Source organism: Micromonospora sp. NPDC005206, from assembly GCF_040608175.1.
Lineage (GTDB): Bacteria > Actinomycetota > Actinomycetes > Mycobacteriales > Micromonosporaceae > Micromonospora.
In genome coordinates this window covers 309,684-332,361 of the sequence record NZ_JBEXHU010000003.1, presented here as the reverse complement: position 1 = coordinate 332,361, position 22,678 = coordinate 309,684, and the positions used below count along the sequence as shown (strand labels likewise).

Genomic DNA, 22,678 nt, shown 5'->3' with positions numbered 1-22,678 from the left:
TTAGGCGACCCGTGTGACATCGGCCGCCGTAACGGCCCGGACGCGCCGGGACCCGGCTGGATCGCGTGTCAGGCGCCGGGCTGCTCGTCGGTTGGAACCTTCTCGGCCGGGACGGCCACGTGCAGGCGCACCTGGGGCACCAGCATGTCGTCGACGTCCAGCGCGCGGGCCGCGCCGTCGGGCTCCCAGCCGGTGCTGGTGAGGAACTTGCGGGTCGCCTCGTCACCCTCGAACGCCCAGGCCACCGCCCGGCTCAACCCGTCCTCCCGCCACAGGTCCACGGCGGCGGCGAGCAGCCGGCTGCCGTGCCCACGCCGACCCCAGCGCGGCTCGACCAGCAGGTCGGTCACCGCGGCCACGTCCGGGCCGAGCGCCTCGGCCGGCTCGCCCGGGGCCAGCGCCTCGGCGTCGGCCGGGCCGGAAGCGGCGAACCCCACCAGATACGATTGCTCGGCCTGTTCGACGGCGACCAGCACCCGGTGCGCGCCCGAGGGCGGCTCCTGCACCGCGGCGCTCCACTGCCGGGCGAGGAACGCCTCGTCCAGGTTGTCGAGCACGTGCCGAGGCAGGATCCGGCGGTACGCGACCCGCCAGGTTGCGAGTTGGATGCGTGCGATCTCGCCGGCGTCCTCGGGACGCGCCGGGCGGACGTACCCGAGAGCCATGGGACGGAAGCCTACGCAGGGCGAGGGAGGCGACGGTGGCGCAGGGTGCCAACAGGACGACCGCGCAGGTCGTCGGGGTGGTGGTGCTCGCCGCGGCGGTCACCGCGTTCCTCGCCGTCGCGGCCGTCCGACACGGTTTCTTCGACCTAAAGGTCTACTACGGCGCGTTGACGTGGTGGGTGCACGACGGCGGGGAGATCTACGACTACCTCAAGCCGGGCACCCAGTACGGCTTCACCTACCCGCCGTTCGCCGCGCTGGTCATGCTGCCGATGGCGTACCTGCCGTGGACGGCCGCGATCGTGGTGAGCGTGCTCGCCAGCGTGGTCACCACCACGGTGCTGATCTGGTGGCTGGTCGACCCGATCGCCCGCCGCGCCGGCTGGACCCGGTGGTTCGCGCTCGCCGTGGCGCTGTGCCTGGCCGCCGCGTTCGAGCCGATGCGGGAAACGGTCAACTTCGGCCAGGTCAACACCCTGCTGCTCTTCCTGGTCGCGGTGGACCTGCTGCGGCTGCTGCCCGCCGGCAACCGGTGGGCGGGGATCGGCATCGGGTTCGCCACCGCGATCAAGCTGACCCCGGGCATCTTCATCGTCTACCTGCTGGTCACGGGGCGCTGGCGGGCGGCGCTCACCGCCAGCGGCACCGCCGCCGGGGTGTCGCTGCTGGCCGGCGCGCTCTTCCCGGACGCCTCCCGGGAGTTCTGGACCGAGGCGCTGTGGAACACCGGCCGGGTGGGCGAGTTGGCGTTCGTGTCCAACCAGTCGCTGCGCGGGGTGGTCGCCCGGCTCGACCCGGAGCACCCGAGCACCCTGCTCTGGCTGCTGCTGGTGCTCGGCACCCTGGCGCTGTGGGCCTGGCGGTCCCGGACGGCCGTCGCGACGGGCGACGAAGCGACCGGTCTGGCGCTGACCGGCGCGGTGATGTGTCTGGTCAGCCCGGTCACCTGGGTGCATCACCTGGTCTGGCTGCTGCCCGCGCTGATCCTGCTGGTCGACAACGCGATGGCGGCGCCGGCCGGCCGCCGGCGGTGGGTCCTGCTGGTCGCCGCGACCATCGGGTACGCGTTGCTGATCAGCCGGACCGTCTGGTTCTGGGAGAAGGACTTCACGGGGGTCGACGGATTCCTGGGCAGCAACGCCTACGTCTGGATCAGCCTGGCGCTGCTGGCCTTCCTGCCGATCCGCCGGTGGCTGACCCCGGGCGGATCAGTCGTCGAGGCGGCCGGCGTACCGCAGCTCGACCAGCCCGACCGGCGGGCACCCACCGGCGAGGGGCACCTGGTAGGTCGACCGCTCACCGTCCGGTGACAACCCGGCCCGCTCGTAGAACCGGCGGGCCCGCCGGTTGTCCGCCAGCACCCACAGCCGGTAGCCGGTCCAGCCCCGCTCGACGAGCCCGGCACGAGCAGCGGCCAGCAGCGCGGCGGCGGTGCCGTCGCCCCAGCACGCCGGCTCCACGTAGAGGGCCAGCACCTCCCCGACCGCCGGGTCCAGGTCGTCGCGGTCCTGGTTGCGGCGGTACGGCCCGAAGGTGGCGAAGCCGACGACCAGCCCGTCCACCTCACCGAGCAGGGTGGTGAACGGATGCTCGGGGTCGGCCGTGCCGATGTCGCGGCGGCGCTGCGCCCAGGCCACCACGTTGAGCCGTCCGAGCACCTCGTCCGGCATGAAGCCGGCGTAGCCCGCCTGCCAGCCGTGCACGTGCACCCGGGCGACCGCTTCGGCGTCGTCCGGCTCCTCCCGGCGGATGGTCAGCATTGCACCGTTCTATGCCCCGGTGACGGTCGGAGTCCAGCTTCCCGCACCGGCGTCGTACCGATGATTTAAGGTCGCCGACGATGGCCGCACCGGAATCACTCTCGCTCGCCCAGGCCCGGCGGGTGGCGCTCGCCGCCCAGGGCTTCGCCGACCCGGCGCCGACCGGGGTGCCCACCCGTCGGCATCTGCGCCGGGTGCTCGACCGGGTCGGGCTGATCCAGATGGATTCGGTCAACGTGCTGCAACGCGCGCACTACCTGCCGCTCTACAGCCGCCTCGGGCCCTATCCGACCACGCTGCTCGACCAGGCCGCCTACCGCCGCCCACGGGAGCTCTTCGAATACTGGGGCCACGAGGCGTCGCTGGTCCCGGTCGGGCTGCACCCGATGCTGCGCTGGCGGATGGCCCGGGCACACAGCGAGTCCTGGGGTGGCATGCGGCGGATCGCCCAGGAGCAGCCGGAGCTGGTCGCCTGGGTGCGCGACGAGGTGGCCGCCCGTGGTCCGCTGACCGCCGCCGAGATCGAGCACGACGCGCCCCGCGAGACCGGCAACTGGGGGTGGAACTGGTCGGCGGTGAAGCGCGCCCTGGAATATCTGTTCTGGGCCGGCGAGGTGGCCGCCGCGGAGCGCAGCACCTCCTTCGCCCGCCGCTACGACCTGCCCGAGCGGGTGCTGCCGGCCGCCGTGCTGGCCGCGCCGACCCCGACCGACGCCGAGGCGTACCGCACCCTGGTGGCCCTCGCCGCCCGGTCGCTCGGGGTGGCCGCCGAGCCGGAGCTGCGCGACTACTTCCGGCTGCCGCTGGCCGGTGCCCGCCAGGCCGTCGCGGAGCTGGCCGAGGCGGGTGAGCTGGTGCCGGTGACCGTGCCGGGCTGGCGGCAGCCGGCCTGGCTGCACGCGAGCGCCCGGCTGCCGCGCTGGATTCGGGGCAACACGCTGGTCAGCCCGTTCGACCCGCTCGTCTGGGAGCGTGGCCGCACCCAGCGGCTCTTCGACTTCACCTACCGGATCGAGATCTACGTCCCGGCGCCGCAGCGGGTGTACGGCTACTACGTGCTGCCCTTCCTCCAGGGCGACCGGTTCACCGCGCGGGTCGACCTGAAGGCCGACCGCAGGGCGGCGGTGCTGCTGGTGCCGGCCGCGTGGGTCGAGCCCGGCGCCGACCCGGGGGAGACCGCGATGGCGCTCGCCGCCGAGCTGTACCGGCTCGCCGGCTGGCTCGGGTTGGACGCGGTGGCGCCGCCCGCGGCCGGCGACCTGGCCGGTCCGCTCACCGCCGCGTTGGCCGGCGTGTCCGGTGTACCGTGAGCGCGTGACGAGCGCTCCCGGACCGGCCGACCAGCCACAGCCCGCGCCCGGTGCGGTCGACCCGTGGCCGGACGCCCAGCCGTTCGCGTCGACCCCGACGGTCACCGCCGACCCGTCCGCCGGTGCCGCCGGCACCGGTCCGGCCGGCTGGCCGACGAGCCCGCCGGGTGGCTACCCGGTCCCCGAGCCGGACCGGCTCACCCGGTTCGTGCTGCGGCTCTACGAGCGCTCGCCGCGCTGGGCGGTGCCGCTGGCCGCGGTCGGCTGCGTCGCCGCCGGCATGGGCTACGCGCTGCTCAGCGACCCGACCCACGCCGCCCCGGACGCCGCGCCGACCTGCCTGCTCAAGCTGACCACGGGGCTCGACTGTCCGGGCTGCGGCGGCACCCGCGCGCTCTGGTACGTGCTGCACGGCGACCTGCCGGCCGCCGCCCGGCACCACTTCCTGTTCGTCTTCGCGCTGCCGTTCCTGGCGTACCTCTTCGTGGCCTGGGCGGGCAACCAGGCGTTCGGCTGGCGGCTGCCCGAGCTGCGGATCAGCTCCAAGGTCATCGGTGGCTTCCTGGCGGCGTGGCTCGCCTTCTCGGTGTTGCGCAACCTGCCCTGGGCGCCGTTCACCTCGCTCTACGTCTGACCCGTCCGCCAGGCTCCCGTCCGCCGGTGGCGCGGCTGAAAGCCCGTGCGGCTTCGCCCAGGGCGAGGTAGGACCGTGTCGTGCCCCTGTAGAACTGCCCCAGATCCGGGGCAGCTCTACAGGCAACCGGAGAGGTGCCCGGGACTGGCAGGCGTGAGCCAGCTTGTCGAGACGTTGGACACCCGTGCGGCCACGATGACCGCGACGTGTCGGCGATTTGGCTGCCGCCAGGCGCTTTCGCCACCGCGAGCCCGAGTTGGGTGAGCGGCCGGGGACCACTACAGTCCCAGGCATGCCGGAGATGGTGCAGCCCCAGGTCAAGTTGATCGCGTGGACCCAGTTCGCGGCCCCGGACGACGTGCCGTGGTCGACGGACGCGGAGGGTGGCCAGGCGCTCGCCGAGTTCGCCGGCCGGGCCTGCTACCAGTCGTGGAAGAAGCCGAACCCGGCGACCGCCACCAACGCCGGCTACCTCGCGCACATCCTGGAGGTCGGGCACCTCTCGGTGCTGGAGCACGGCTCGGTCACCTTCTACTTCACCGGCGTGTCCCGCTCCTTCACGCATGAGCTGATCCGGCACCGGCACTTCTCGTACTCGCAGCTCTCCCAGCGGTACGTCCCGGAGCGGGACGCGGCCATGGTCGAGCCGACGGTGATCGCCGACGACCCGGAGCTGCACAAGCGCTTCGTGGAGGCCGCCGAAGCGAGCGTGCGGGCGTACAACGAGCTGCTGGAGGGGCTGGAGCAGCGGTTCTCCGACGAGCCGAACCCGACGCTGCGCCGCAAGCAGGCCCGGCAGGCGGCCCGCGCGGTGCTGCCCAACGCCACCGAGACCCGGATCGTGGTCACCGGCAACTACCGGGCGTGGCGGCACTTCATCGCGATGCGGGCCACCGAGCAGGCTGACGTCGAGATCCGTGAGCTGGCCGTGGAGTGCCTGCGCCAGCTGCAGGGGGTCGCGCCGAACGTGTTCGCCGACTTGGAGATCTCCACCCTGCCGGACGGCACCGAGGTGGCGGCCAGCCCGCACGAGGCGTCCTGAGGCCTTCCCCGGCAGGCCCCGGCTGGTCGTCCGCTAGGTTGGAGGGTATGACGCACGACCGCCCTGCCGCCGCTGCCCGACCGGTGTCCCGCCCCTTCGGGCGGCTGCTCACGGCCATGGTGAGCCCGTTCACCCCCGACGGTTCGCTCGACCTCGACGGCGCCGCCCGGCTGGCGAGCCACCTGGTCGACGAGCAGGGCAACGACGCGCTGGTGGTCAACGGCACCACCGGTGAGTCGCCCACCACCACCGACGCGGAGAAGGAGCGCCTGATCCGGGCCGTGGCGGAGGCCGTCGGTGACCGGGCCAAGGTGGTCGCCGGCGTCGGCACCAACGACACCCGGCACACCATCGAGCTGGCCGCCGCCGCCGAGAAGGCTGGTGCGCACGGCCTGCTGGTGGTCACCCCGTACTACAACAAGCCACCGCAGAGCGGGCTGCTGCGGCACTTCACGGCGGTGGCCGACGCGACCGGCCTGCCCGTGATGCTGTACGACATCCCGCACCGCGCCGGCGTGCCCATCGAGACCGAGACGCTCGTCCGGCTCGCCGAGCACGGCCGGATCGTCGCGGTGAAGGACGCCAAGGGTGACCTGACCGCCACCAGCTGGGTGACCAGCCGCACGGCCCTCGCCTTCTACAGCGGCGAGGACGCGCTCACCCTGCCGGCGCTGGCCGTCGGCAGCGTTGGCCTGGTCGGCACCTCCACGCACTTCACCGGGGCGCTGACCGCACAGATGATCGAGGCGTACGACGCGGGGGACATGCCGACCGCGCTGACCCTGCACCGACGGCTGCTGCCGCTGTTCACGGGCATCTTCCGCACCCAGGGCACCATCCTGGTCAAGGCGGGCCTGGCGTCGCTGGGCCTGCCCACCGGCCCGGTGCGACCCCCGCTGGTGGACGCCACCGACGACGAGATCGCCCAGCTGCGCGCGGACTTCGCGGCAGCGGGCCTGGAGCTACCCGAATGATCGAACGACACGATGGGCGCCGAGTGACGGCGTCGCAGAATGAGGTGAACGCGTGACCGAGGCGCACATCGAGGCGGAACTGCCCCCGCCGCTGCCGGAAGGTGGCCTGCGGATCATCCCGCTCGGCGGGCTCGGCGCCATCGGTCGGAACATGACCGTCTTCGAATACGACGGCAAGTTGCTGATCGTCGACTGCGGGGTGCTCTTCCCCGACGTCGAGCAGCCGGGTGTGGACCTGATCCTGCCCGACTTCGGCCCGATCCTGGACCGGCTGGCCGACGTCCAGGCGATCGTGCTGACCCACGGCCACGAGGACCACATCGGCGCGGTGCCCTACCTGCTCGCCCACAAACCGGACATTCCGCTGGTCGGCTCACAGTTCACCCTCGCCCTGGTCGAGGCGAAGCTGGCCGAGCGGCGGATCCAGCCGTACACGCTGACCGTGCGGGAGGGCGGCAAGGAACGGCTCGGCCCGTTCGAGTGCGAGTTCTTCGCGGTCAACCACTCGATCCCGGACGCCCTGGCCGTCGCCATCCGTACCCCGGCCGGCCTGGTGCTGCACACCGGCGACTTCAAGATGGACCAGCTCCCGCTGGACGGCCGGATCACCGACCTGGCCGGCTTCGCCCGGCTCGGCGCCGAGGGCGTCGACCTGCTGCTGTCCGACTCCACCAACGCGGAGATCCCCGGCTTCGTCACCCCGGAGCGGGAGATCGGGCCGGTGCTCGACTCGATCTTCGCGAAGGCGAAGGGCCGGATCATCGTGGCCTCGTTCGCCTCGCACGTGCACCGGGTGCAGCAGGTCTTCGACTCCGCCGCGGAGCACGGCCGCAAGGTGGCGCTGATCGGTCGGTCGATGGTCCGCAACATGGGCATCGCCCGGGACCTCGGCCTGCTCAACATCCCGGCCGGCCTGGTCATCGGGATCGAAGAGGCGACCACGCTGCCGCCCGAGCAGATCGTGCTGATGTCCACCGGGTCGCAGGGCGAGCCGATGAGCGCGCTGGGCCGGATGGCCAGCGGCGACCATCGGCACATCACCATCGCCCCCGGCGACACCGTCGTGCTGGCCTCCTCGCTGGTGCCGGGCAACGAGACCTCGGTCTACCGGGTGATCAACCGGCTGGCCCGGGCCGGCGCGGTGGTCGTGCACAAGGACGTGGCCAAGGTGCACGTCTCCGGGCACGCCCCGGCCGGTGAACTGCTCTACCTGCTCAACGTGGTCCGGCCCAGCAACCTGATGCCGGTGCACGGCGAGTGGCGCCACCTGCGTGCGCACGCCCGCCTCGGCGTCGAGTCCGGGGTGGCCGCCGACCGGGTGGTGCTCTGCGAGGACGGCGACGTGGTCGACCTGGTCGAGGGCCGGGCCAGCCTGGTCGGGCACGTGAAGAGCCGGTACGTCTACGTCGACGGCCTCGCGGTCGGCGACGTCAGCGAATCCCTGCTCACCGAGCGACGGATCCTCGGCGACGGCGGCTTCATCGCCACCACGGTGGTCGTCGACTCGGTCACCGGCAAGGTCGTCGCCGGCCCGACCCTGTCCGCGAAGGGCTTCTCCGAGGACCCGGAGGCGTTCAACCCGGTGATCCCGCTGGTCACCGAGGCCCTCAACCGGGCCGCCGCGGACGGCATCACCGACCCGCACCAGCTCCAGCAGATCGTCCGGCGAACCGTGGGACGGTGGGTCAACGACGCGTACCGTCGTCGGCCGATGATCGTGCCCACCGTCGTCGAGGTCTGACACCGCGCGTCGCGACGCCCGCCGGCACCTCGTGCGCCGGCGGGCGTCGCCCTTGGTCAGGGCAGCGCGGCGACCGCCTCGGCGTACGCGACGCCGGTGGCGATCGCGGCGTCCACCAGCACCAGCAGCTGCGCCGGCGTCACCCCGTGCGCCAGGTCGGTGGCCACGTCGCCGGCCAGCACCAGTTCCTCGCCGAGGTCGTGCGCGTACGCCTTGGGTAGCAGCCGGTCGTGGTTCCACGCGTTGCAAAAGGCGTACGCCTCGGCGCGCCGCGCCACCGGCAGTCGGCGGACGGCCATCGCCCGGGCGTGCAGCACCTCGCCCCTCTCGCCCGCCCGACGGAACTGGATCACCGCGGCACCCCACCGCCCGACCACCGTTGCGCCCTCGTCCACCAGGTACTGGTCGCCGCGCCGGTCCAGCGCCGACGTGATCATGTCGAGGGTCAGCGCCACCAGCTCCTGCTCGCCCGGCCCGTCACCGGGCCCCTCCGTGGGCTCGTCGTCGGCGGGCAGCGGGACCGGTTCGGCGAGTGGACGCTCGGCCAGCCAGGCAGCCATCCGGCCGGAGTGGTGGCCGGTGCCGTTGCGGGCGTCGAAGCTGCCGGCCAGCTCACTGGCGACCCCGAGCAGCAGCGCGCCGAGGGTCGCCACGTTCGGCTCGGTGGCCGGCCGCCCGTCGTACGGCGGGCGGTGCACCGTCCGCCCGCCCAGGCCGGCCTCCACGGCCAGCCCGCAGACCAGCGCCCCCGCGGCGGCGAACTCCATCGCGGCGAGGTCGTCGGTGGGCTCGTCCAACCGGGGCAGCTGCTCGGCCAGGACGTCCAGCCCGCGTTCCAGGTGCCCGCCCAACGCGCAGAACCGTAGGTGCGCGGCGAGGTGCGGGAACGCCGCGCGCTCGCGCCGGTGCCGCCGGTACGCCCGCACGTGTGCCGCCGCGGCCCGCTCCGGCTCACCGGCCCGCAGATCGGGCAGCAGCACCGCGACCAGCGCCCGCTCGGGCTGGTCGGTGCAGTCCTCCGGCTCGTCGGCGCACTCCCGCAGCTCGGCGAGCGCGGCTCGCCACTCGCCCCAGCCGGCGAGCAGCTCCGCGCGCCGGGCCGGGGCGCAGCCCGGGCAACCGCCGGTCGGCCCGGGACGCGTCCCCGCCCAGCGCTGGTACCAGTGGCGGGCGGTGGGCTCGTCACCGAGGTGATCGGCGATCCGGCAGCGCAGCTCCGCGACGGTCGGCGCGTCGGGCCCGTCCACGCCGACCCGGTGGGCCAGGTCGTCCAGGAGGGACCGGGTCTGGTCCAGCCCGACCCGGGGAGTGCCGAGCAGCGCCTCCACCGCGTACCGCTGGTAGCGCAGCAGCGGACCGGCTTCGGCGTCGGCGAGCAGCTCGGGTCGGTGATCGGCGGCGGCCCGGCAGCGCCGTACCGGCTCGACCAGCCGCCACCGCTCTCCGTGCAGCAGGTACGCCTCGATCAGCGCGAAGCGGGCCTCCACCGCGGTCCGCGCGTCTCCGGCGGCGTCCGCCCGCTCGGCGAGCCGTTCCAGGGCCACCAGCCGCCCCGGCCCGTCGGGCAGGTCCCGGGCGTCGGCGAGCGCGGCCACCAGCGCCGGAACGCGACGGACGGCGACCCGCTCAGCGGGGCCGTTGCGCGCAACGCCGGGATCATCCGTCCGGCTGCCCGTGGACTCCTCCCGGCCGGTCATGCCGGCACCGCCCCCGGCAACCGGCCGACCGCCACGGCGAGCTGGCAGCCGGCCGAGATGCCACAGTCGAGCAACTGGTCGAGCTGGTGCGGGGTCACTCCGCGTTCCAGATCGGTGATCACCTCACCACAGACCCGAGCACGGCCGTCGTCGTCGACGTGCACGAACGCCTTCGGCCAGAGCCGGTCGTGGTTCCAGGAGTTGCAGAAGGCGTACAGCGCGGGCACCTGCTCGATGGAGAAGGTCGGCGCGACCAGGGTGCGGACCTGGAGCAGCTCGCCGTCCCCGCCGAGGCGCAGGAACCAGATCAGGTTGTCGTCGAAGCGGCCCACCAGGTCGCCGTTGACGGCTCGACCGACCGGCCGGCCGCGCGCGGCGAGCACCGCCGCGACCAGTTCGCCGGTCAGCGGACGCAACGCGTCAGGGTGCCCGGCCAGCGGATCGTCCTCGAATCCCGGCGACGCCATCGGGCATCCCTCCTGAGGCGGATATCACGGCCGGCGGCGCGGTCCGTGCTGCGACGCGCGGACACGACCCGGAAAAGCGGCGATCTGCCGGGTCCCGCCGTTACCGTGACTCTATGGCGGGCCGTACCTCTCAGGCGAGCCGGCGACGCGGCGCGTCGCCGCGCGGTGGCACCAACAGCCGTGCCCGTCAACCGGCGAAGAAGACCCGGGCACCGGTTCGGCGCCGCACCGCGGCCTCCCGGCCCGGACCGGCCGTCTACGTGGGCCGCGCGATCGGTGCACTGTGGATGGGGCTGGCGCACGGAATGGGGTGGGCGGTGCGGGCCGCAGGCCGGCAGGCCGCCTCCGCCCGCGACCTCGACCCTGAGCACCGCCGCGACGGCGGTGGTCTGCTGCTGTTCGGCCTCGCCCTGCTCAGCGCCGTCGCGCTCTGGTTCTCCGGGGCGGGCCCGGTCGGCACGCGGCTCGCCGACACCGTGCGACTGTTCCTGGGCGCGATCTCCGTGGTCGTGCCGGTGCTGCTGATGATCGGGGCCTGGCGTCTGATGCGCCAACCGGCCGATCCGGCACACCGGGGCCGGGGGCTGATCGGCTGGGGCTCACTGCTCGTGTCGACCGCCGCGCTGCTCCAGATCGGCCAGGACCCGGTCGACACGGTGCAGCGTGACTTCGCCGGTGGCCTGCTCGGCGCCGGCGTCGGCGGCCTGCTGGAGCGCGCGGTCACCGCGTGGGTCGCGGTGCCGCTGCTGATCCTGCTCCTGCTCTTCGGCCTGCTCGTGGTCACCGCCACGCCGATCAACAAGATCCCCGAGCGGTTGGGCCTGCTCGCCGGTGGGCTGGTCGCCTCGCCGGACGCCACCGAGGAGGAGGCGGACGGGACGGCCGTCCGGCCGGCGCGCAAGCGACCCGCGAAGCGGATGCCGCCGCCGGTGGACCCGGACGACTTCGACGACCTGGACGGCGCCGACCTCCAGGAGACGATGGTGCTGCCGCGCAAGGCGCCGGCGAAGGTGCCGGCCAGCCGCAAGCCGGCCGAGCCGCCGGAGCACTCGCCCGCGCCGACCCGCGCCGAGCAGCTCGCGTTGACCGGCCTGGCCGGCGACTACACCCTGCCGCCGGCCAACATGCTCAGCGCCGGCGCCGCCGCGAAGACCCGCAGCAAGGCCAACGACGAGGTGATCGCCGCGCTGACCGGGGTGTTCGACCAGTTCGACGTGGACGCCGCGGTCACCGGCTTCACCCGGGGGCCGACGGTCACCCGGTACGAGGTGGAGCTGGGGCATGGCGTCAAGGTCGAACGGATCACCCAGCTGTCCCGCAACATCGCGTACGCGGTCAAGTCGCCGGACGTACGCATCCTGAGCCCGATCCCGGGCAAGAGCGCGGTCGGCGTGGAGATCCCCAACACCGACCCGGAGAACGTCGCGCTCGGCGACGTGCTGCGCTCGCGGGCGGCGACCAGCGACCACCACCCGATGGTCGTGGCGCTCGGCAAGGACATCGAGGGCGGCTACGTGGTGGCCAACCTCGCCAAGATGCCGCACATCCTCATTGCGGGAGCCACGGGCGCTGGGAAGGCACTGGCCCTCGATACACCGATCCCTACGCCTGACGGATGGTCCACCATGGGTGCTCTCCGGGTAGGTGGGAAGGTGTTCGACGAGCAGGGCCGGCCGTGCACCATCGTCGCCGCCACCGCGGTCATGTATGACCGCCCCTGTTACGAGGTGGAGTTTTCTGACGGCACGGTCATCGTCGCCGACGCCCAGCACCAGTGGCAGACGACGACGAGGGCTGGCCGGACCCAGCGAACCCACCGTTGGAAGGATGGTTCCTACTGGTCCGTCAATGATGTGCAGCGGGTGACTGCACGAGCCGACACGGTGCTGTCGGATCTCGATCGACCGGTGTCGACTGACGAGGTCATCGCAGATGTCGGCCAGCAGTTCCGGAACGTGCTGTACCGGATCGTGCGTGGGTTGCCTAAGGAGCCAGGGAACGCCCTGACCAGCTACCTGCGGGGTGGTCGCGAGGTGACCCGGCGGGTCCCTACCTATTCCCGTCATCGGGTCTACCAGGCATTGCGCGAACTTGTCGCAGATCCGGGACGATCAGGTCGGAGGCTCAGCTTTGACGATCGACCAGTCACGACGGCAGAGATAGCAGCCTCGCTACGGGTGGTCGGGCGTAGCGGATCCTGGACCAATCACGCGGTGGCAGTGTGCGGAGCGCTCGACTATCCAGAGCAGGATCTACCGATCGCGCCGTACACCTTGGGCTGCTGGCTGGGTGATGGCACCACCGGGTCGGCGGGTTTTACGTGCGACGAAGAGGAGTTGCTGGACAACATTCGTCTGGACGGGTACGTCGTGACAAAGCATCCCGCCGGCCGGATGCAGTACACGATCTCGAACAGGCCGGAGCGGGACGGGCGAATCGCCGAGGCTGTGGAGCTATTCACCCGGGGCGTGAGCCTCGCTCGGGCGGCCAGGCAGGTCGGGGTCGGCCTTTCCGCGGTGTGTCTGGCGGCCCGCGGTCAGGAAAGGCTTCAGCCGCCGAGCCACATCGAGCCGGGAGCTCCTTCCCGTGACCGATACCGGACGCTGCAGCAGTTGTTCCGCGAGCTCGGTACGAAACACATCCCTGCCAGCTATCTGCGATCTTCTGAGCAGCAGCGGCGAGCCCTGCTGGCAGGTCTGCTGGACACCGATGGCACGGTTTCCGCGCAAGGCGGAGTCGAGCTTGCACTCACCAATGAGCGTCTGGCGCAGGATGCTCTCGAGTTGATCATCGGGCTCGGTTACCAGGCCACAATGACGACCAAGCGGGTGAAAGGTCGGAGTGAGTTGACCTCCACCTGCTATCGGATTCACTTCACCCCGGCTGACAAGGTCTTCCGGCTGACGCGCAAAGCAAGCCGCCAGGTGATCGGTACGCGCGCGACGACCTCGCGGCGTTACATCGTGGACGTGCGGCCGATCCCCTCGGTACCCGTCCGATGCATCGAGGTCGACAGCCCGAGCCACCTGTACCTGGCCAGTCGTGCGTGCATCCCCACGCACAACTCCAGTTGCCTGAACACACTGCTGGTGTCCGTCCTCACCCGGGCCACCCCGGACGAGGTGCGGCTGCTGCTGATCGACCCGAAGCGGGTCGAGATGACCGGCTACGAGGGCATCCCGCACCTGGTCACGCCCATCGTGACCAACGCCAAGAAGGCGGCCGACTCGCTGGACTGGGTGGTCCGCGAGATGGACATGCGCTACGACGACCTCGCCGCCAACGGGGTCCGGCACATCGACGACTTCAACCGCAAGGTACGCAACGGCGAGATCAAGGCCCCGCCGGGCAGTGAACGGGAGATGCGTCCGTACCCGTATCTGCTGGTGATCGTGGACGAGCTGGCCGATTTGATGATGGTCGCGCCGCGCGACGTGGAGGACTCGGTCGTCCGGATCACCCAGCTGGCCCGGGCGGCCGGCATTCACCTGGTGCTGGCCACCCAGCGCCCCTCGGTCGACGTGGTGACCGGCCTGATCAAGGCGAACGTGCCGTCCCGGCTGGCGTTCGCCACCTCCTCGCTGGCCGACTCGCGGGTCATCCTCGACCAGCCGGGCGCGGAGAAGCTGCTCGGCCGCGGTGACGGGCTGTTCCTGCCGATGGGCGCCTCGAAGCCGGTGCGGATCCAGGGCGCCTGGGTCACCGAGCGCGAGATCGCCGATGTGGTGAAGTTCTGCAAGGGCCAGCGCGAGCCGGAGTTCCGCAAGGACGTGCTGGCCCCCGCACAGGACACCAAGAAGAAGATCGACGAGGACATCGGCGACGACCTCGACCTGTTGACGCAGGCGGTCGAGCTGGTGGTCACCTCGCAGTTCGGCTCCACCTCGATGCTCCAGCGAAAGCTGCGGGTCGGCTTCGCCAAGGCGGGCCGGCTGATGGACCTGATGGAGACCCGTGGCGTGGTCGGGCCCTCGGAGGGGTCGAAGGCGCGCGACGTGCTGGTCAAGCCGGACGAGCTGGAGGAGGTCCTGGTCGGCCTGCGCGGCGGCGGGGACTGACCGGGCAACGCGGCGGGCCCGCCGGTGCCCGGCGGGCCCGTGGCGGAAGAAGTGGTCAGTTGTTGATCAGCGCGGAGATGATCACCAGGCTGATCACCGCGGCGACGACGCTGGCCGCGGCCGCGTACCAGCCCAACGGCTTGTCGCCGAGCACCGCGCCGACGATGCCGGCGATCACGCCGAGCACGCCGAAGATGATCGGGTTGAGCAGCAGGGCGAGCACTGCGAAGACGAAGCCCACGATGGTGAGGATCCGGGCGGCGTTGCTGCGCGGGCGGGCGGTGCTGGGCATGTCGGCCATGTCTGCCTCCGGGTGAGAGCCTGTCGTGACGGATCGATCTCTACCCACTGTGGGCGCTGCTCACGCGTACCGGCGCCGCGCCGCGCGGTACTCAGTGGAAGATCTTCAAACCGACGACGCCGGCCACCACCAGCAGCAGGCACAGGATCCGGGGCAGGCTCGCCGACTCGCCGAGCGCCAGCATCCCGACCAGGGCGGTGCCGACCGCGCCGATGCCGACCCAGACCGCGTACCCGGTGCCGATCGGGATCTCCCGCAGCGCGTACGCCAGCCCGCCCATGCTCAGCGCCAGGGTCACCGCGAACACCAGCGACGGGATCAGCCGGCTGAAGCCGGCGCTGCGTTCCAGGGCGATCGCCCAGGCCGTCTCCAGCAGTCCCGAGATCACCAATACCAGCCAGGCCATCGTTCACCTCACGGGGAGCGCCCGGGCTGTCGCGCCGGGACGAGTGGAGTCTGCACGTCACGCGGGGCGTCTTGGCCTGACCGGGTACGCCCACCACTCGTCCGGGGCGGCCACGGACGACCGGGCCACCGGCACCGACGCTAGCACCGGCCCCGGTCCGCCGACGGCTCGGTGACCCCCGCCACCTCGCGTTGACCTGCACCTCACTTCAACTTGCAGTATGGCGGTCATGACCCTGCTCTACGCCGACCCCGAGGTCGCCGCCGTGCTGGACGCCGCCACCACGGTCGACGCCATGCGCGCCGCCCTGCTGGCCGCGTACGACGGGCGGCTGGTCGCCCCGCCCCGGGCCACCGCCTCGCTCAGCGGTGGGCGGATGGTGCTCACCGCCGGGCACCTGGTCGACGAGTGGTACGGCTTCCGTTCGTACGACACCTTCGGCCACCCGCAGGGCGAACAGTTGGTGGTGCTGCACGACGCCCGCACCGGCGCGATCCGGGCCGTCGCGATCGGCGAGGAGTTGGGCTCCCGGCGTACCGGAGGGCTGGGTGGCGTGGCGGTCGACGCGCTGGCCCGACCGGACGCGGCCACCCTCGGCGTGATCGGCTCCGGTCGGCAGGCGTGGACCCAGGTCTGGGCCGCCGCGGCGGTCCGCCCACTGCGCGAGGTGGTGGTGCACAGCCGCTCCGCCGCCCGGCGGGACGCCTTCGCCGCCCGGGTCCGCGCCGAGTTGGACGTGCCGGCCCGCGCGGTGGCCGACCCCGGCTCGGCGGTGGCCGGGCGGGACATGGTGGTGCTCGCCACCACCAGCCCGACCCCGGTCCTCTGCGCCGCCGACCTGAGCCCCGGCACGCACGTCAACGCGGTCGGCTTCAAGCAGCGCGATCGCAGCGAGTTCGGTGCCGACCTGCTCGACGCCGCCGACCTGCTGGTTACCGACTCGCCGGCCCAGGCGAAGGACTACCGGCCGCCGATGCTCGCCGCCACGCCCCCGTACGCCGGGCGGCTGCTTGACCTGGGCGGCGTCCTGGCCGGCGCGGTCCCCGGCCGAACCACCGTGGACCAGGTCTCCGTCTTCTGCTCCACCGGTCTGTCCGGGACCGAGGTCTTCCTGCTCGACCGGCTGACCCGGGTGGGAGCCGCGACGCGCTGACCGGTTCGCGAGCTGGCGCGATCGGGACTGACCGAACAGTGGACGGTCGCATAGGCGACCGGGCGGAGTTGCCGGCCCCGGGAACCGATCATCATGGAGGCGACCGCCGCGACGGGGCCGGCGGAGCAACTTGAACGTGAGGTGTCATGAACCTCGGGCTGGTGCTGGTAGCTGTCCTGGTGGTGCTCGTCGTCGTGCTGCTGGTCGTCGCGGTCGGCGGCTACAACCGGCTCGTGCGGTTGCGGGCCCAGGTGCAGGCGTCCTGGGCGCAGGTGGACGTCCAGCTGAAACGGCGGCATTCGCTGATCCCCAACCTGGTGTCGACGGTGCAGGGCTACGCCGGGCACGAGCGGGCGACGCTGGAAGCGGTGACCGCCGCACGGGTCACGGCCACGACGGTGGCGGGTGGTGGGCCGGCGCGGGTCGACGCCGAGGGTGCGTTGACCGAGGCGCTCGGTCGGCTGTTCGCCGTCGCCGAGGCGTACCCGCAGCTGCGGGCGGGTGAGAACTTCGCCGGGCTGCAGCGTGAGCTGGCCGCCACCGAGGACAAGATCGCCTACGCGCGGCAGTTCTACAACTCGGCCGTTCAATCGCTCAACACGGCCGTGCGGACCCTGCCCACCAACGTCATCGCCGGGCTGGGCGGCTTCCGTCCCGAGTCGTACTTCGAGGCGACCGGTCCCGAGCGCACCGACGTCTCCGTCCGGTTCTAGCCGTGCTGGAATTCTCCGACCCGGTCGTCGAGATCGGCCTGCCGGTCGCGGGCCTCGCCCTCTGGGCGCTGGTCTACGGGATCACCCGGCTGGCCAGCCGGCCCGCCGCCGTGGCCTCAGCGCCCGCTGCCATGGAGTTCCCCGGGCAGGAGCCGCCGGCCGTGGTCAGCCTGCTGGCCAACCGCTGGCAGTTCACCGTGGACGCAGCCGAGTCCACCTTGCTCGACCTCGCCGCGCGCCGCTACCTGGAGCTGCGCCAGGCCGGCCCCGATCCCCGGCACACCACGGTGCACCTGACCGGCCGCGCCCCCGACGACCTCAACCGGTACGAGCGGCAAGTCTTCGACCGGGTGGCGGCCCGCGCGGTCGACGGGATGGTGCCGCTGACCGCACTGGGATTCTCGGACGCCAACCGATCCGCCTCGTGGGCCAAACGGCTGCGCCGGTCGATCGTGGCCGACGCCCAGCGGCTCGGGCTCTCCCGTCGGCGGTTCTCTCGGGCACTGGTTGTCCTGCTCACCGTGCTCGGCGCTGTCGCCGCCGGCGGGGTCGCGGGCGGGGTCTGGCACTATGTGGCCCGCTCCGGCGAGGACCCGTTCGCTCCCGTCGCCGCCTTCCTCGTCACCATCGTCGCGCTCGCCGGCCTCGCCGGCCGGGACCTCGGAGAACGGGACACCCCCGCCGGCCGGGCCGCCGCCGCCCGCTGGCTGGGGTTGCGCGCCTGGCTCGCCGGGCACGAGAGCTTCGCCGACCTGCCGCCCGCCGCCGTCACGGTCTGGGACCGCTATCTGCCGTACGGGGCCGCACTCGGCGTCACCCGGGTGGCCTCGCAGGTGATCGATTTGGGCATGGCCGACCGGAAACAGCTCTGGTCGTCGTACGGGGGCGGGTGGCGTCGGGTCAGCGTCAGCTATCCGCGCGGGCTGCCCCGGTACGGCCAGCCGCTGGGCTGGGTCCTCTTCCGGGCGCTGATCGCCGGCCTGCTGGGCTGGACGTTCGCCCGGGTGGTCGGCGGGGTGTTCCTCGCCTCGACCGGGGACTCGTCGGCCGGCTCGACGGGGTTCACAGACCTCCGCCCGGTCACGCTCGGCTTCGTCCTGCTCGGGTTCGCGCTGCTCGGCCTCGCCGGGTATCTCCTCCTCCGGGCGCTGGTCGACCTGGTGGCCCCGGCCACGGTCACCGGCGAGGTGCTCTGGCACCAGGTGTGGCAGCGGCAGACGTCGGACGACGGGCCGGGACGGACGATCAACCATTACCTCGTCATCGACGACGGCCACGCCGAGCGGCTCCGTGCGTGGATCATCCCGGACCAGATCGCGGGGGAGTGTCGGCTCGGTGACGTGGTCACCGCACGGGTCCGGCCGTGGACCCGGCGGGTGCTCGGGGTGACCGTCCAGCGCGCGGCGCCCGAGCAGGCCGACCCGGACGCGTACGCCGAGGAGGAGCCGCCGGCCGGCAGCGTCCTGCCCGCCACGGCGACCCACGGCGCGGTCCAGCCGGAGCGCCTGCTCAGCGCGACGGAGGTGGGCGCCGCGACCGGCCGGCGGGTGTCGTTGGTCAGACCGGCCACGAGCACCGGTCAGGTGCGGGGCATGGCGTCGTTCGTCGACGGCAGCGGGGCGACCGTCCTCGCGCTCCAGGTCACCCGGGGAACGATGGCCCGGTTCAACCTGACCGTCGGGCGGAGCACGGGTGTCCCGCTGCCCGAGGTGGGTGACGAGGCGTACGCCGGGCCGGACCGGGTGGTCGGCCGGCGGGGGGACCTCGTGCTGCTGCTGGTCCGCGGGCCGGGCGCCGGCGAATTCGAGGCCGAACAGCTCGCCGGGCTGCTCTCCACCGCCCTGTCCCGGCTGCCGAGCGAGTCCGCGCCGCAGCACAGCGGGGCGGGCTGAGGAGCGGGCTGGGGCCCGAAGGAGGTGCCGAGGTACGGGCGCAGGAGTGCGCCCGATCTCCCGGCCGCCCGCGTGCACGGGCTTCCCCGGTCGGCCCGGTACCCTCGGATGGTGTCTGCCACCTCCCCTTCCAGCTCGGCGCGTCCGACGCCGCTGGAGCTGTCGTCCGCCGCCGAGGGCCGTCGCGTGGCCCTGCTCACCCTGGGCTGTGCCCGCAACGAGGTCGACTCGGAGGAGCTGGCCGCCCGGCTGCACGCCGACGGCTGGCAGGTGACCACGGACGGTGAGGGCGCCGACGTGGTGGTCGTGAACACCTGTGGCTTCGTGGAGAAGGCCAAGCAGGACTCCATCCAGACCCTGCTCGCCGCCGCCGAGACCGGCGCGAAGGTGGTCGCCGCCGGCTGCATGGCCGAGCGGTACGGCCGGGAGCTGGCCGACAGCCTGCCCGAGGCGCAGGCGGTGCTGAGCTTCGACGACTACCCGGACATCGCCGCCCGACTTAGCGCGGTCGTCGCCGGCGAGCAGGTCACCGCGCACACCCCGCGGGACCGGCGGGAGCTGTTGCCGCTCACCCCGGTTAAGCGGCGCGAGGCCGCGGTGTCGCTGCCCGGGCACGGCAGCCCGGCCCGCACGGCCGTCGACACCGACGAGCACACCCCGGCGCACCTGCGTCAGGTGCTGCGCCGCCGGCTGGACACCGGCCCGGTCGCCTCGCTGAAGCTGGCCAGCGGCTGCGACCGCCGCTGCGCGTTCTGCGCCATCCCGGCCTTCCGTGGGGCGTTCGTCTCGCGTACCCCGGACGAGCTGCTCGCCGAGGCGGAGTGGCTGGCCAAGTCCGGCGTCCGGGAGCTGGTGCTGGTCAGCGAGAACTCCACCTCGTACGGCAAGGACCTGGGCGACCCCCGGGCGCTGGAGAAGCTGCTGCCGCAGCTCGCCGCGGTGTCCGGCATCGTCCGGGTCCGGGTGAGCTACCTCCAGCCGGCCGAGACCCGGCCCGGGCTGGTCGAGGCGATCGCCGGCACGCCGGGGGTGGCCCCGTACTTCGACCTGTCGTTCCAGCACTCGAGCGAGCCGGTGCTCCGCCGGATGCGCCGCTTCGGCTCCACCGACCGGTTCCTGGAGCTGCTGGCGAGCGCCCGGGCGCTGGCCCCGGAGGCGGGCGCCCGGAGCAACTTCATCGTCGGCTTCCCCGGCGAGACCCGCGGCGACGTCGACGAGCTGGTCCGCTTCCTGACCGAGGCCCGGCTCGACGCGATCGGCATGTTCGACTACAGCGACGAGGACGGCACCGAGGCCGCCGGGCTGCCCGGCAAGGTCTCCGCCGCGACGATCAAGCGGCGCTACGACCGGCTCAGCGCGCTCGCCGACGAGCTCTGCTCGCAGCGGGCGGAGGATCGGCTCGGCTCGACCGTCGAGGTGCTGGTCGACTCGATCGTCGATGGCGTGGTGGAGGGCCGGGCGGCGCACCAGGCGCCGGAGGTGGACGGCTCGACGACTCTGGTCGCCCCGGTCGAGGGCGGGGTCGACCTGGCCGCGCTGCGCCCGGGTGACCTCGTGCGGGCAAGGGTGACCGGCACCGAAGGGGTGGACCTGCTCGCCGTGCCGGATGAGATGATCTCGGCGGCGCCCGGCGCGGCACGGTGACGGCGGGCCCGAGCGGAGCGGGGGACCCAGGTGGTGCGGTGTCGGGAACGCCACGGCGGTCCGAGTGGGGCGAGGCGGTGACCGGGGCGACGGAGTCCACGCCGCCTCGGGTGGTTCCCGGGGTGCCGGTGCTCAACGCGGCCAACGCGCTGACCGCGTTACGGCTGGTGCTGGTGCCAGTCTTCGCCGCCTCGGTGATCATGGCCGGGATGACCCACGCCGGCTGGCGGATGGCGGCCTGCCTGATCTTCGCGGTCGCCTCCGCGACCGACCTGGTGGACGGCTGGATCGCCCGCCGGTTCGGGCTAGTCACCTCGGTCGGCAAGGTGGCCGACCCGATCGCGGACAAGGCGCTCACGGGCGCCGCCCTGGTGCTGCTCTCCTGGTACGACCGGCTGCCCTGGTGGGTGACCGCGCTGATCCTCGTCCGTGAGCTGGGGATCACCGGGCTGCGGTTCTGGGTGATTCGGCACGGCGTGATCGCGGCCAGCCGAGGCGGCAAGGTCAAAACGGCGCTCCAGATCCTGGCCATCGCCTGGTACCTCTGGCCGATGCCGGCCGCCCTCGCCCCCGTGGGCCCCTGGATCATGGGCGCCGCCGTCCTGGTCACCGTGGCCACCGGCTTCGACTACATAGCCCAGGCCCTCCGCCTCCGCCGCCCCCGCTGACCCCACCCCGCCCCCACGGACCCCGCCCCCGCCGTCGCCCCGTCGATCATGAAGTTATCGCCGTCCGGCGCGGCGTGTCGGGGCAGTAACTTCATGATCGACGCCACCGGTCGGGGGAGGGTTGGGTGGGAATGGGTGGGGAAGGACGGGTGCATGGAGCGGGATGGGGGTCGGGAACGGCCGGCGGGCAGTCCAGAGGTCGGCAGTCCGGCCGCGGGCGTGGTGCACAGCCTGTCGCAGAGGCACGAGACGCTGGCCACGGCCGAGTCACTCACCGGTGGGCTGCTCGCCGCCTCGATCGTGGAGATCGCCGGGGTCAGCGACGTCTACCGGGGTGGGCTGGTGGTCTACGCCACCGAGTTGAAGTCCGAGCTGGCGGGCGTACCGGCCGAGCTGCTGGCCGAGCGGGGGCCCGTCGACCCGGACGTGGCGGCGGCGCTCGCCGAGGGTGGCCGGCAGCGCTGCGGCGCGGACTGGGGGCTCGCCACCACCGGGGTCGCCGGTCCCGAGCCGCAGGACGGCAAGCCGGTCGGCCTGGTCTACGTCGCGGTCGCCGGCCCGGACGGCGGTGAGGTGCGCCAGCTCGACCTGGACGGGGGCCGGGACCACGTCCGATCGGCGGCGGTGACCGAGGCCTTGCGGCTGCTCGGCGAGCGGATCCACGCCGCGGACGCCGCGGATGCCGCGGAGGCGGCGGGGACCGCCAGCGCCGCCGCGGCGGGAACGGCCGGGGCCGGGCGACGGTGAGCCGGCCCGGGCGAACCGACGGGCGGGGCGGGATGTCGCCCGGGCCCACACCGGGTACGGTTGCGGGAAGGCTTCGGCGCTCGGGGCCGGCGCGGTCCGCCGCGACCGGCCGCGGGACGCCGAGCGAGAGGTATCCCTCAGGGGGAGGTGCGATGGTCCTGCTACGCCGGGTGATCGGTGACGCACTGCGGGCGCGCCGGCAGGGGCAGCAGCGCACCCTGCGCGAGGTGTCCACCGCCGCCAACGTCAGCCTTGGTTACCTCTCCGAGATCGAGCGCGGGCACAAGGAGCCGTCCAGCGAGCTGCTCGCCGCGATCTGCGACGCGCTCGGCGCCCGCCTGTCCGAGCTGCTGCGCGAGGTCAGCGACACCGTCGCGCTGGCCGAGCAGATGCCCGGGGTGCTGGTCCCGATGCAGGACGAGTCGGCCGAGGCCGTGCCCGTCGGCGCCGCCCCCGCCGTTCGCAGGAACACCAACCGGGGCGTTCGCCAGGTCACCTCCGATGGCAAGGTCGCCGTCTCGGTCCGCCAGGAATCGCCGCTCAAGGCCACGCTGCGCAGCACCCGAGTCCGCCCCACCGAGCGCGACCGGGACGTGGTCTGCGCCGCCTGAGCCCGTCCTTCCGGTTGACCATGGGCGAGTTGGCCCCGGCCGCGTAGGGTGGCCCGCAGGAGCTGCCGGTGCCGTCGACCGCCCGGTACGGATGCCTCGTTGGCCTCCGGCTGGGACGATGGAGACCGGCCGGGTCGTGGTCGGCAGGTCCATCCGGCCGGGCCACGGTGGATCGACGCTACTGAGGGGATACGG

20 protein-coding genes, 1 pseudogene and 1 riboswitch are annotated in these 22,678 nt (G+C 73.0%); of the genes and pseudogenes, 15 read left to right on the top strand and 6 right to left on the bottom strand.

Going from position 1 to position 22,678, the window contains the following annotated elements:
- Positions 1-68: 68 nt before the first annotated feature.
- Positions 69-665: a GNAT family N-acetyltransferase gene (locus ABZU69_RS05690; protein ID WP_354963222.1), complete on the bottom strand. Its 597-nt coding sequence runs from the start codon at positions 663-665 to the stop codon at positions 69-71.
- Between the two features lie 35 nt (positions 666-700).
- Here ABZU69_RS05690 and ABZU69_RS05685 point away from each other — a divergent pair, with 35 nt between their 5' ends.
- Positions 701-1,975 (top strand): glycosyltransferase 87 family protein, encoded by a 1,275-nt coding sequence (locus ABZU69_RS05685; RefSeq protein ID WP_354963221.1) that lies wholly within the window; start codon positions 701-703, stop codon positions 1,973-1,975.
- Here the strand turns inward: ABZU69_RS05685 and ABZU69_RS05680 are convergent.
- Positions 1,874-2,425 (bottom strand): GNAT family N-acetyltransferase, encoded by a 552-nt coding sequence (locus ABZU69_RS05680; RefSeq protein ID WP_354963220.1) that lies wholly within the window; start codon positions 2,423-2,425, stop codon positions 1,874-1,876. The genes ABZU69_RS05685 and ABZU69_RS05680 overlap by 102 nt on opposite strands.
- 80 nt (positions 2,426-2,505) lie before the next feature.
- Here ABZU69_RS05680 and ABZU69_RS05675 point away from each other — a divergent pair, with 80 nt between their 5' ends.
- The 5 genes from ABZU69_RS05675 to ABZU69_RS05655 all read left to right on the top strand — a co-directional run bounded on the left by ABZU69_RS05675 (position 2,506) and on the right by ABZU69_RS05655 (position 8,126).
- On the top strand, positions 2,506-3,735 hold the full coding sequence (locus ABZU69_RS05675) for a crosslink repair DNA glycosylase YcaQ family protein (RefSeq protein ID WP_354963219.1): 1,230 nt from the start codon (positions 2,506-2,508) through the stop codon (positions 3,733-3,735).
- A gap of 4 nt (positions 3,736-3,739) precedes the next feature.
- The gene (locus ABZU69_RS05670; RefSeq protein ID WP_354963218.1) at positions 3,740-4,369 is read left to right on the top strand and encodes a DUF2752 domain-containing protein; all 630 of its coding nucleotides are present in this window, start codon (positions 3,740-3,742) and stop codon (positions 4,367-4,369) included.
- 301 nt (positions 4,370-4,670) lie between these two features.
- Entirely contained in the window at positions 4,671-5,411 is a 741-nt protein-coding gene (gene thyX, locus ABZU69_RS05665; RefSeq protein ID WP_354963319.1) for an FAD-dependent thymidylate synthase, read from the top strand.
- A 47-nt stretch (positions 5,412-5,458) separates the two neighbouring features.
- On the top strand, positions 5,459-6,385 hold the full coding sequence (gene dapA / locus ABZU69_RS05660; protein WP_354963217.1) for a 4-hydroxy-tetrahydrodipicolinate synthase: 927 nt from the start codon (positions 5,459-5,461) through the stop codon (positions 6,383-6,385).
- Positions 6,386-6,437: 52 nt separating this feature from the next.
- Complete coding sequence (locus tag ABZU69_RS05655) at positions 6,438-8,126, top strand: ribonuclease J (protein ID WP_354963216.1); 1,689 nt, start codon at positions 6,438-6,440, stop codon at positions 8,124-8,126.
- Positions 8,127-8,182: 56 nt separating this feature from the next.
- On the opposite strand, the gene ABZU69_RS05650 is transcribed toward ABZU69_RS05655, so the two are convergent.
- Both ABZU69_RS05650 and ABZU69_RS05645 read right to left on the bottom strand, forming a co-directional pair.
- Positions 8,183-9,823, bottom strand: coding sequence for a YbjN domain-containing protein (locus ABZU69_RS05650; protein ID WP_354963215.1), 1,641 nt, complete (start codon positions 9,821-9,823; stop codon positions 8,183-8,185).
- Complete coding sequence (locus tag ABZU69_RS05645; RefSeq protein WP_354963214.1) at positions 9,820-10,290, bottom strand: YbjN domain-containing protein; 471 nt, start codon at positions 10,288-10,290, stop codon at positions 9,820-9,822. Before ABZU69_RS05645 ends, ABZU69_RS05650 begins: the two co-directional genes overlap by 4 nt.
- A 113-nt stretch (positions 10,291-10,403) precedes the next feature.
- On the opposite strand from ABZU69_RS05645, the pseudogene ABZU69_RS05640 reads away from it, so the two are divergent.
- Positions 10,404-11,885 (top strand): annotated as a pseudogene (locus ABZU69_RS05640) (DNA translocase FtsK 4TM domain-containing protein); the annotation flags it as partial.
- Positions 11,871-14,348, top strand: coding sequence for an FtsK/SpoIIIE domain-containing protein (locus tag ABZU69_RS05635; RefSeq protein WP_354963318.1), 2,478 nt, complete (start codon positions 11,871-11,873; stop codon positions 14,346-14,348). The pseudogene ABZU69_RS05640 and the gene ABZU69_RS05635, both read left to right, overlap by 15 nt.
- Positions 14,349-14,403: 55 nt before the next feature.
- Here ABZU69_RS05635 and ABZU69_RS05630 read toward each other — a convergent pair whose 3' ends face one another.
- Together ABZU69_RS05630 and ABZU69_RS05625 are read right to left on the bottom strand one after the other, a co-directional pair.
- Positions 14,404-14,649, bottom strand: coding sequence for a hypothetical protein (locus ABZU69_RS05630; RefSeq protein ID WP_328424690.1), 246 nt, complete (start codon positions 14,647-14,649; stop codon positions 14,404-14,406).
- Between the two features lie 91 nt (positions 14,650-14,740).
- Positions 14,741-15,055 (bottom strand): SMR family transporter, encoded by a 315-nt coding sequence (locus ABZU69_RS05625; RefSeq protein ID WP_354963213.1) that lies wholly within the window; start codon positions 15,053-15,055, stop codon positions 14,741-14,743.
- A 60-nt stretch (positions 15,056-15,115) separates the two neighbouring features.
- A riboswitch (guanidine-III (ykkC-III) riboswitch) is annotated at positions 15,116-15,183 on the bottom strand.
- Positions 15,184-15,284: 101 nt separating this feature from the next.
- Here ABZU69_RS05625 and ABZU69_RS05620 point away from each other — a divergent pair.
- The 7 genes from ABZU69_RS05620 (at position 15,285) to ABZU69_RS05590 (ending at position 22,483) form a co-directional block, all read left to right on the top strand.
- A complete protein-coding gene (locus ABZU69_RS05620; RefSeq protein ID WP_354963212.1) occupies positions 15,285-16,208 on the top strand; it encodes an ornithine cyclodeaminase family protein in 924 nt (307 codons plus the stop codon).
- Positions 16,209-16,354: 146 nt separating this feature from the next.
- The gene (locus ABZU69_RS05615; protein WP_354963211.1) at positions 16,355-16,921 is read left to right on the top strand and encodes a LemA family protein; all 567 of its coding nucleotides are present in this window, start codon (positions 16,355-16,357) and stop codon (positions 16,919-16,921) included.
- A gap of 2 nt (positions 16,922-16,923) precedes the next feature.
- Positions 16,924-18,813 carry a hypothetical protein gene (locus ABZU69_RS05610; RefSeq protein ID WP_354963210.1) on the top strand — a complete coding sequence of 630 codons (1,890 nt, stop codon included), beginning with the start codon at positions 16,924-16,926 and terminating at the stop codon, positions 18,811-18,813.
- A gap of 153 nt (positions 18,814-18,966) precedes the next feature.
- Positions 18,967-20,457 (top strand): 30S ribosomal protein S12 methylthiotransferase RimO, encoded by a 1,491-nt coding sequence (gene rimO / locus ABZU69_RS05605; protein WP_354963317.1) that lies wholly within the window; start codon positions 18,967-18,969, stop codon positions 20,455-20,457.
- Between the two features lie 77 nt (positions 20,458-20,534).
- Entirely contained in the window at positions 20,535-21,125 is a 591-nt protein-coding gene (gene pgsA / locus ABZU69_RS05600; protein WP_354963316.1) for a CDP-diacylglycerol--glycerol-3-phosphate 3-phosphatidyltransferase, read from the top strand.
- A 153-nt stretch (positions 21,126-21,278) separates the two neighbouring features.
- A complete protein-coding gene (locus ABZU69_RS05595; RefSeq protein ID WP_354963209.1) occupies positions 21,279-21,872 on the top strand; it encodes a CinA family protein in 594 nt (197 codons plus the stop codon).
- Between the two features lie 152 nt (positions 21,873-22,024).
- Entirely contained in the window at positions 22,025-22,483 is a 459-nt protein-coding gene (locus ABZU69_RS05590) for a helix-turn-helix transcriptional regulator (RefSeq protein WP_089017185.1), read from the top strand.
- The last annotated feature ends 195 nt before the right edge of the window (positions 22,484-22,678 follow it).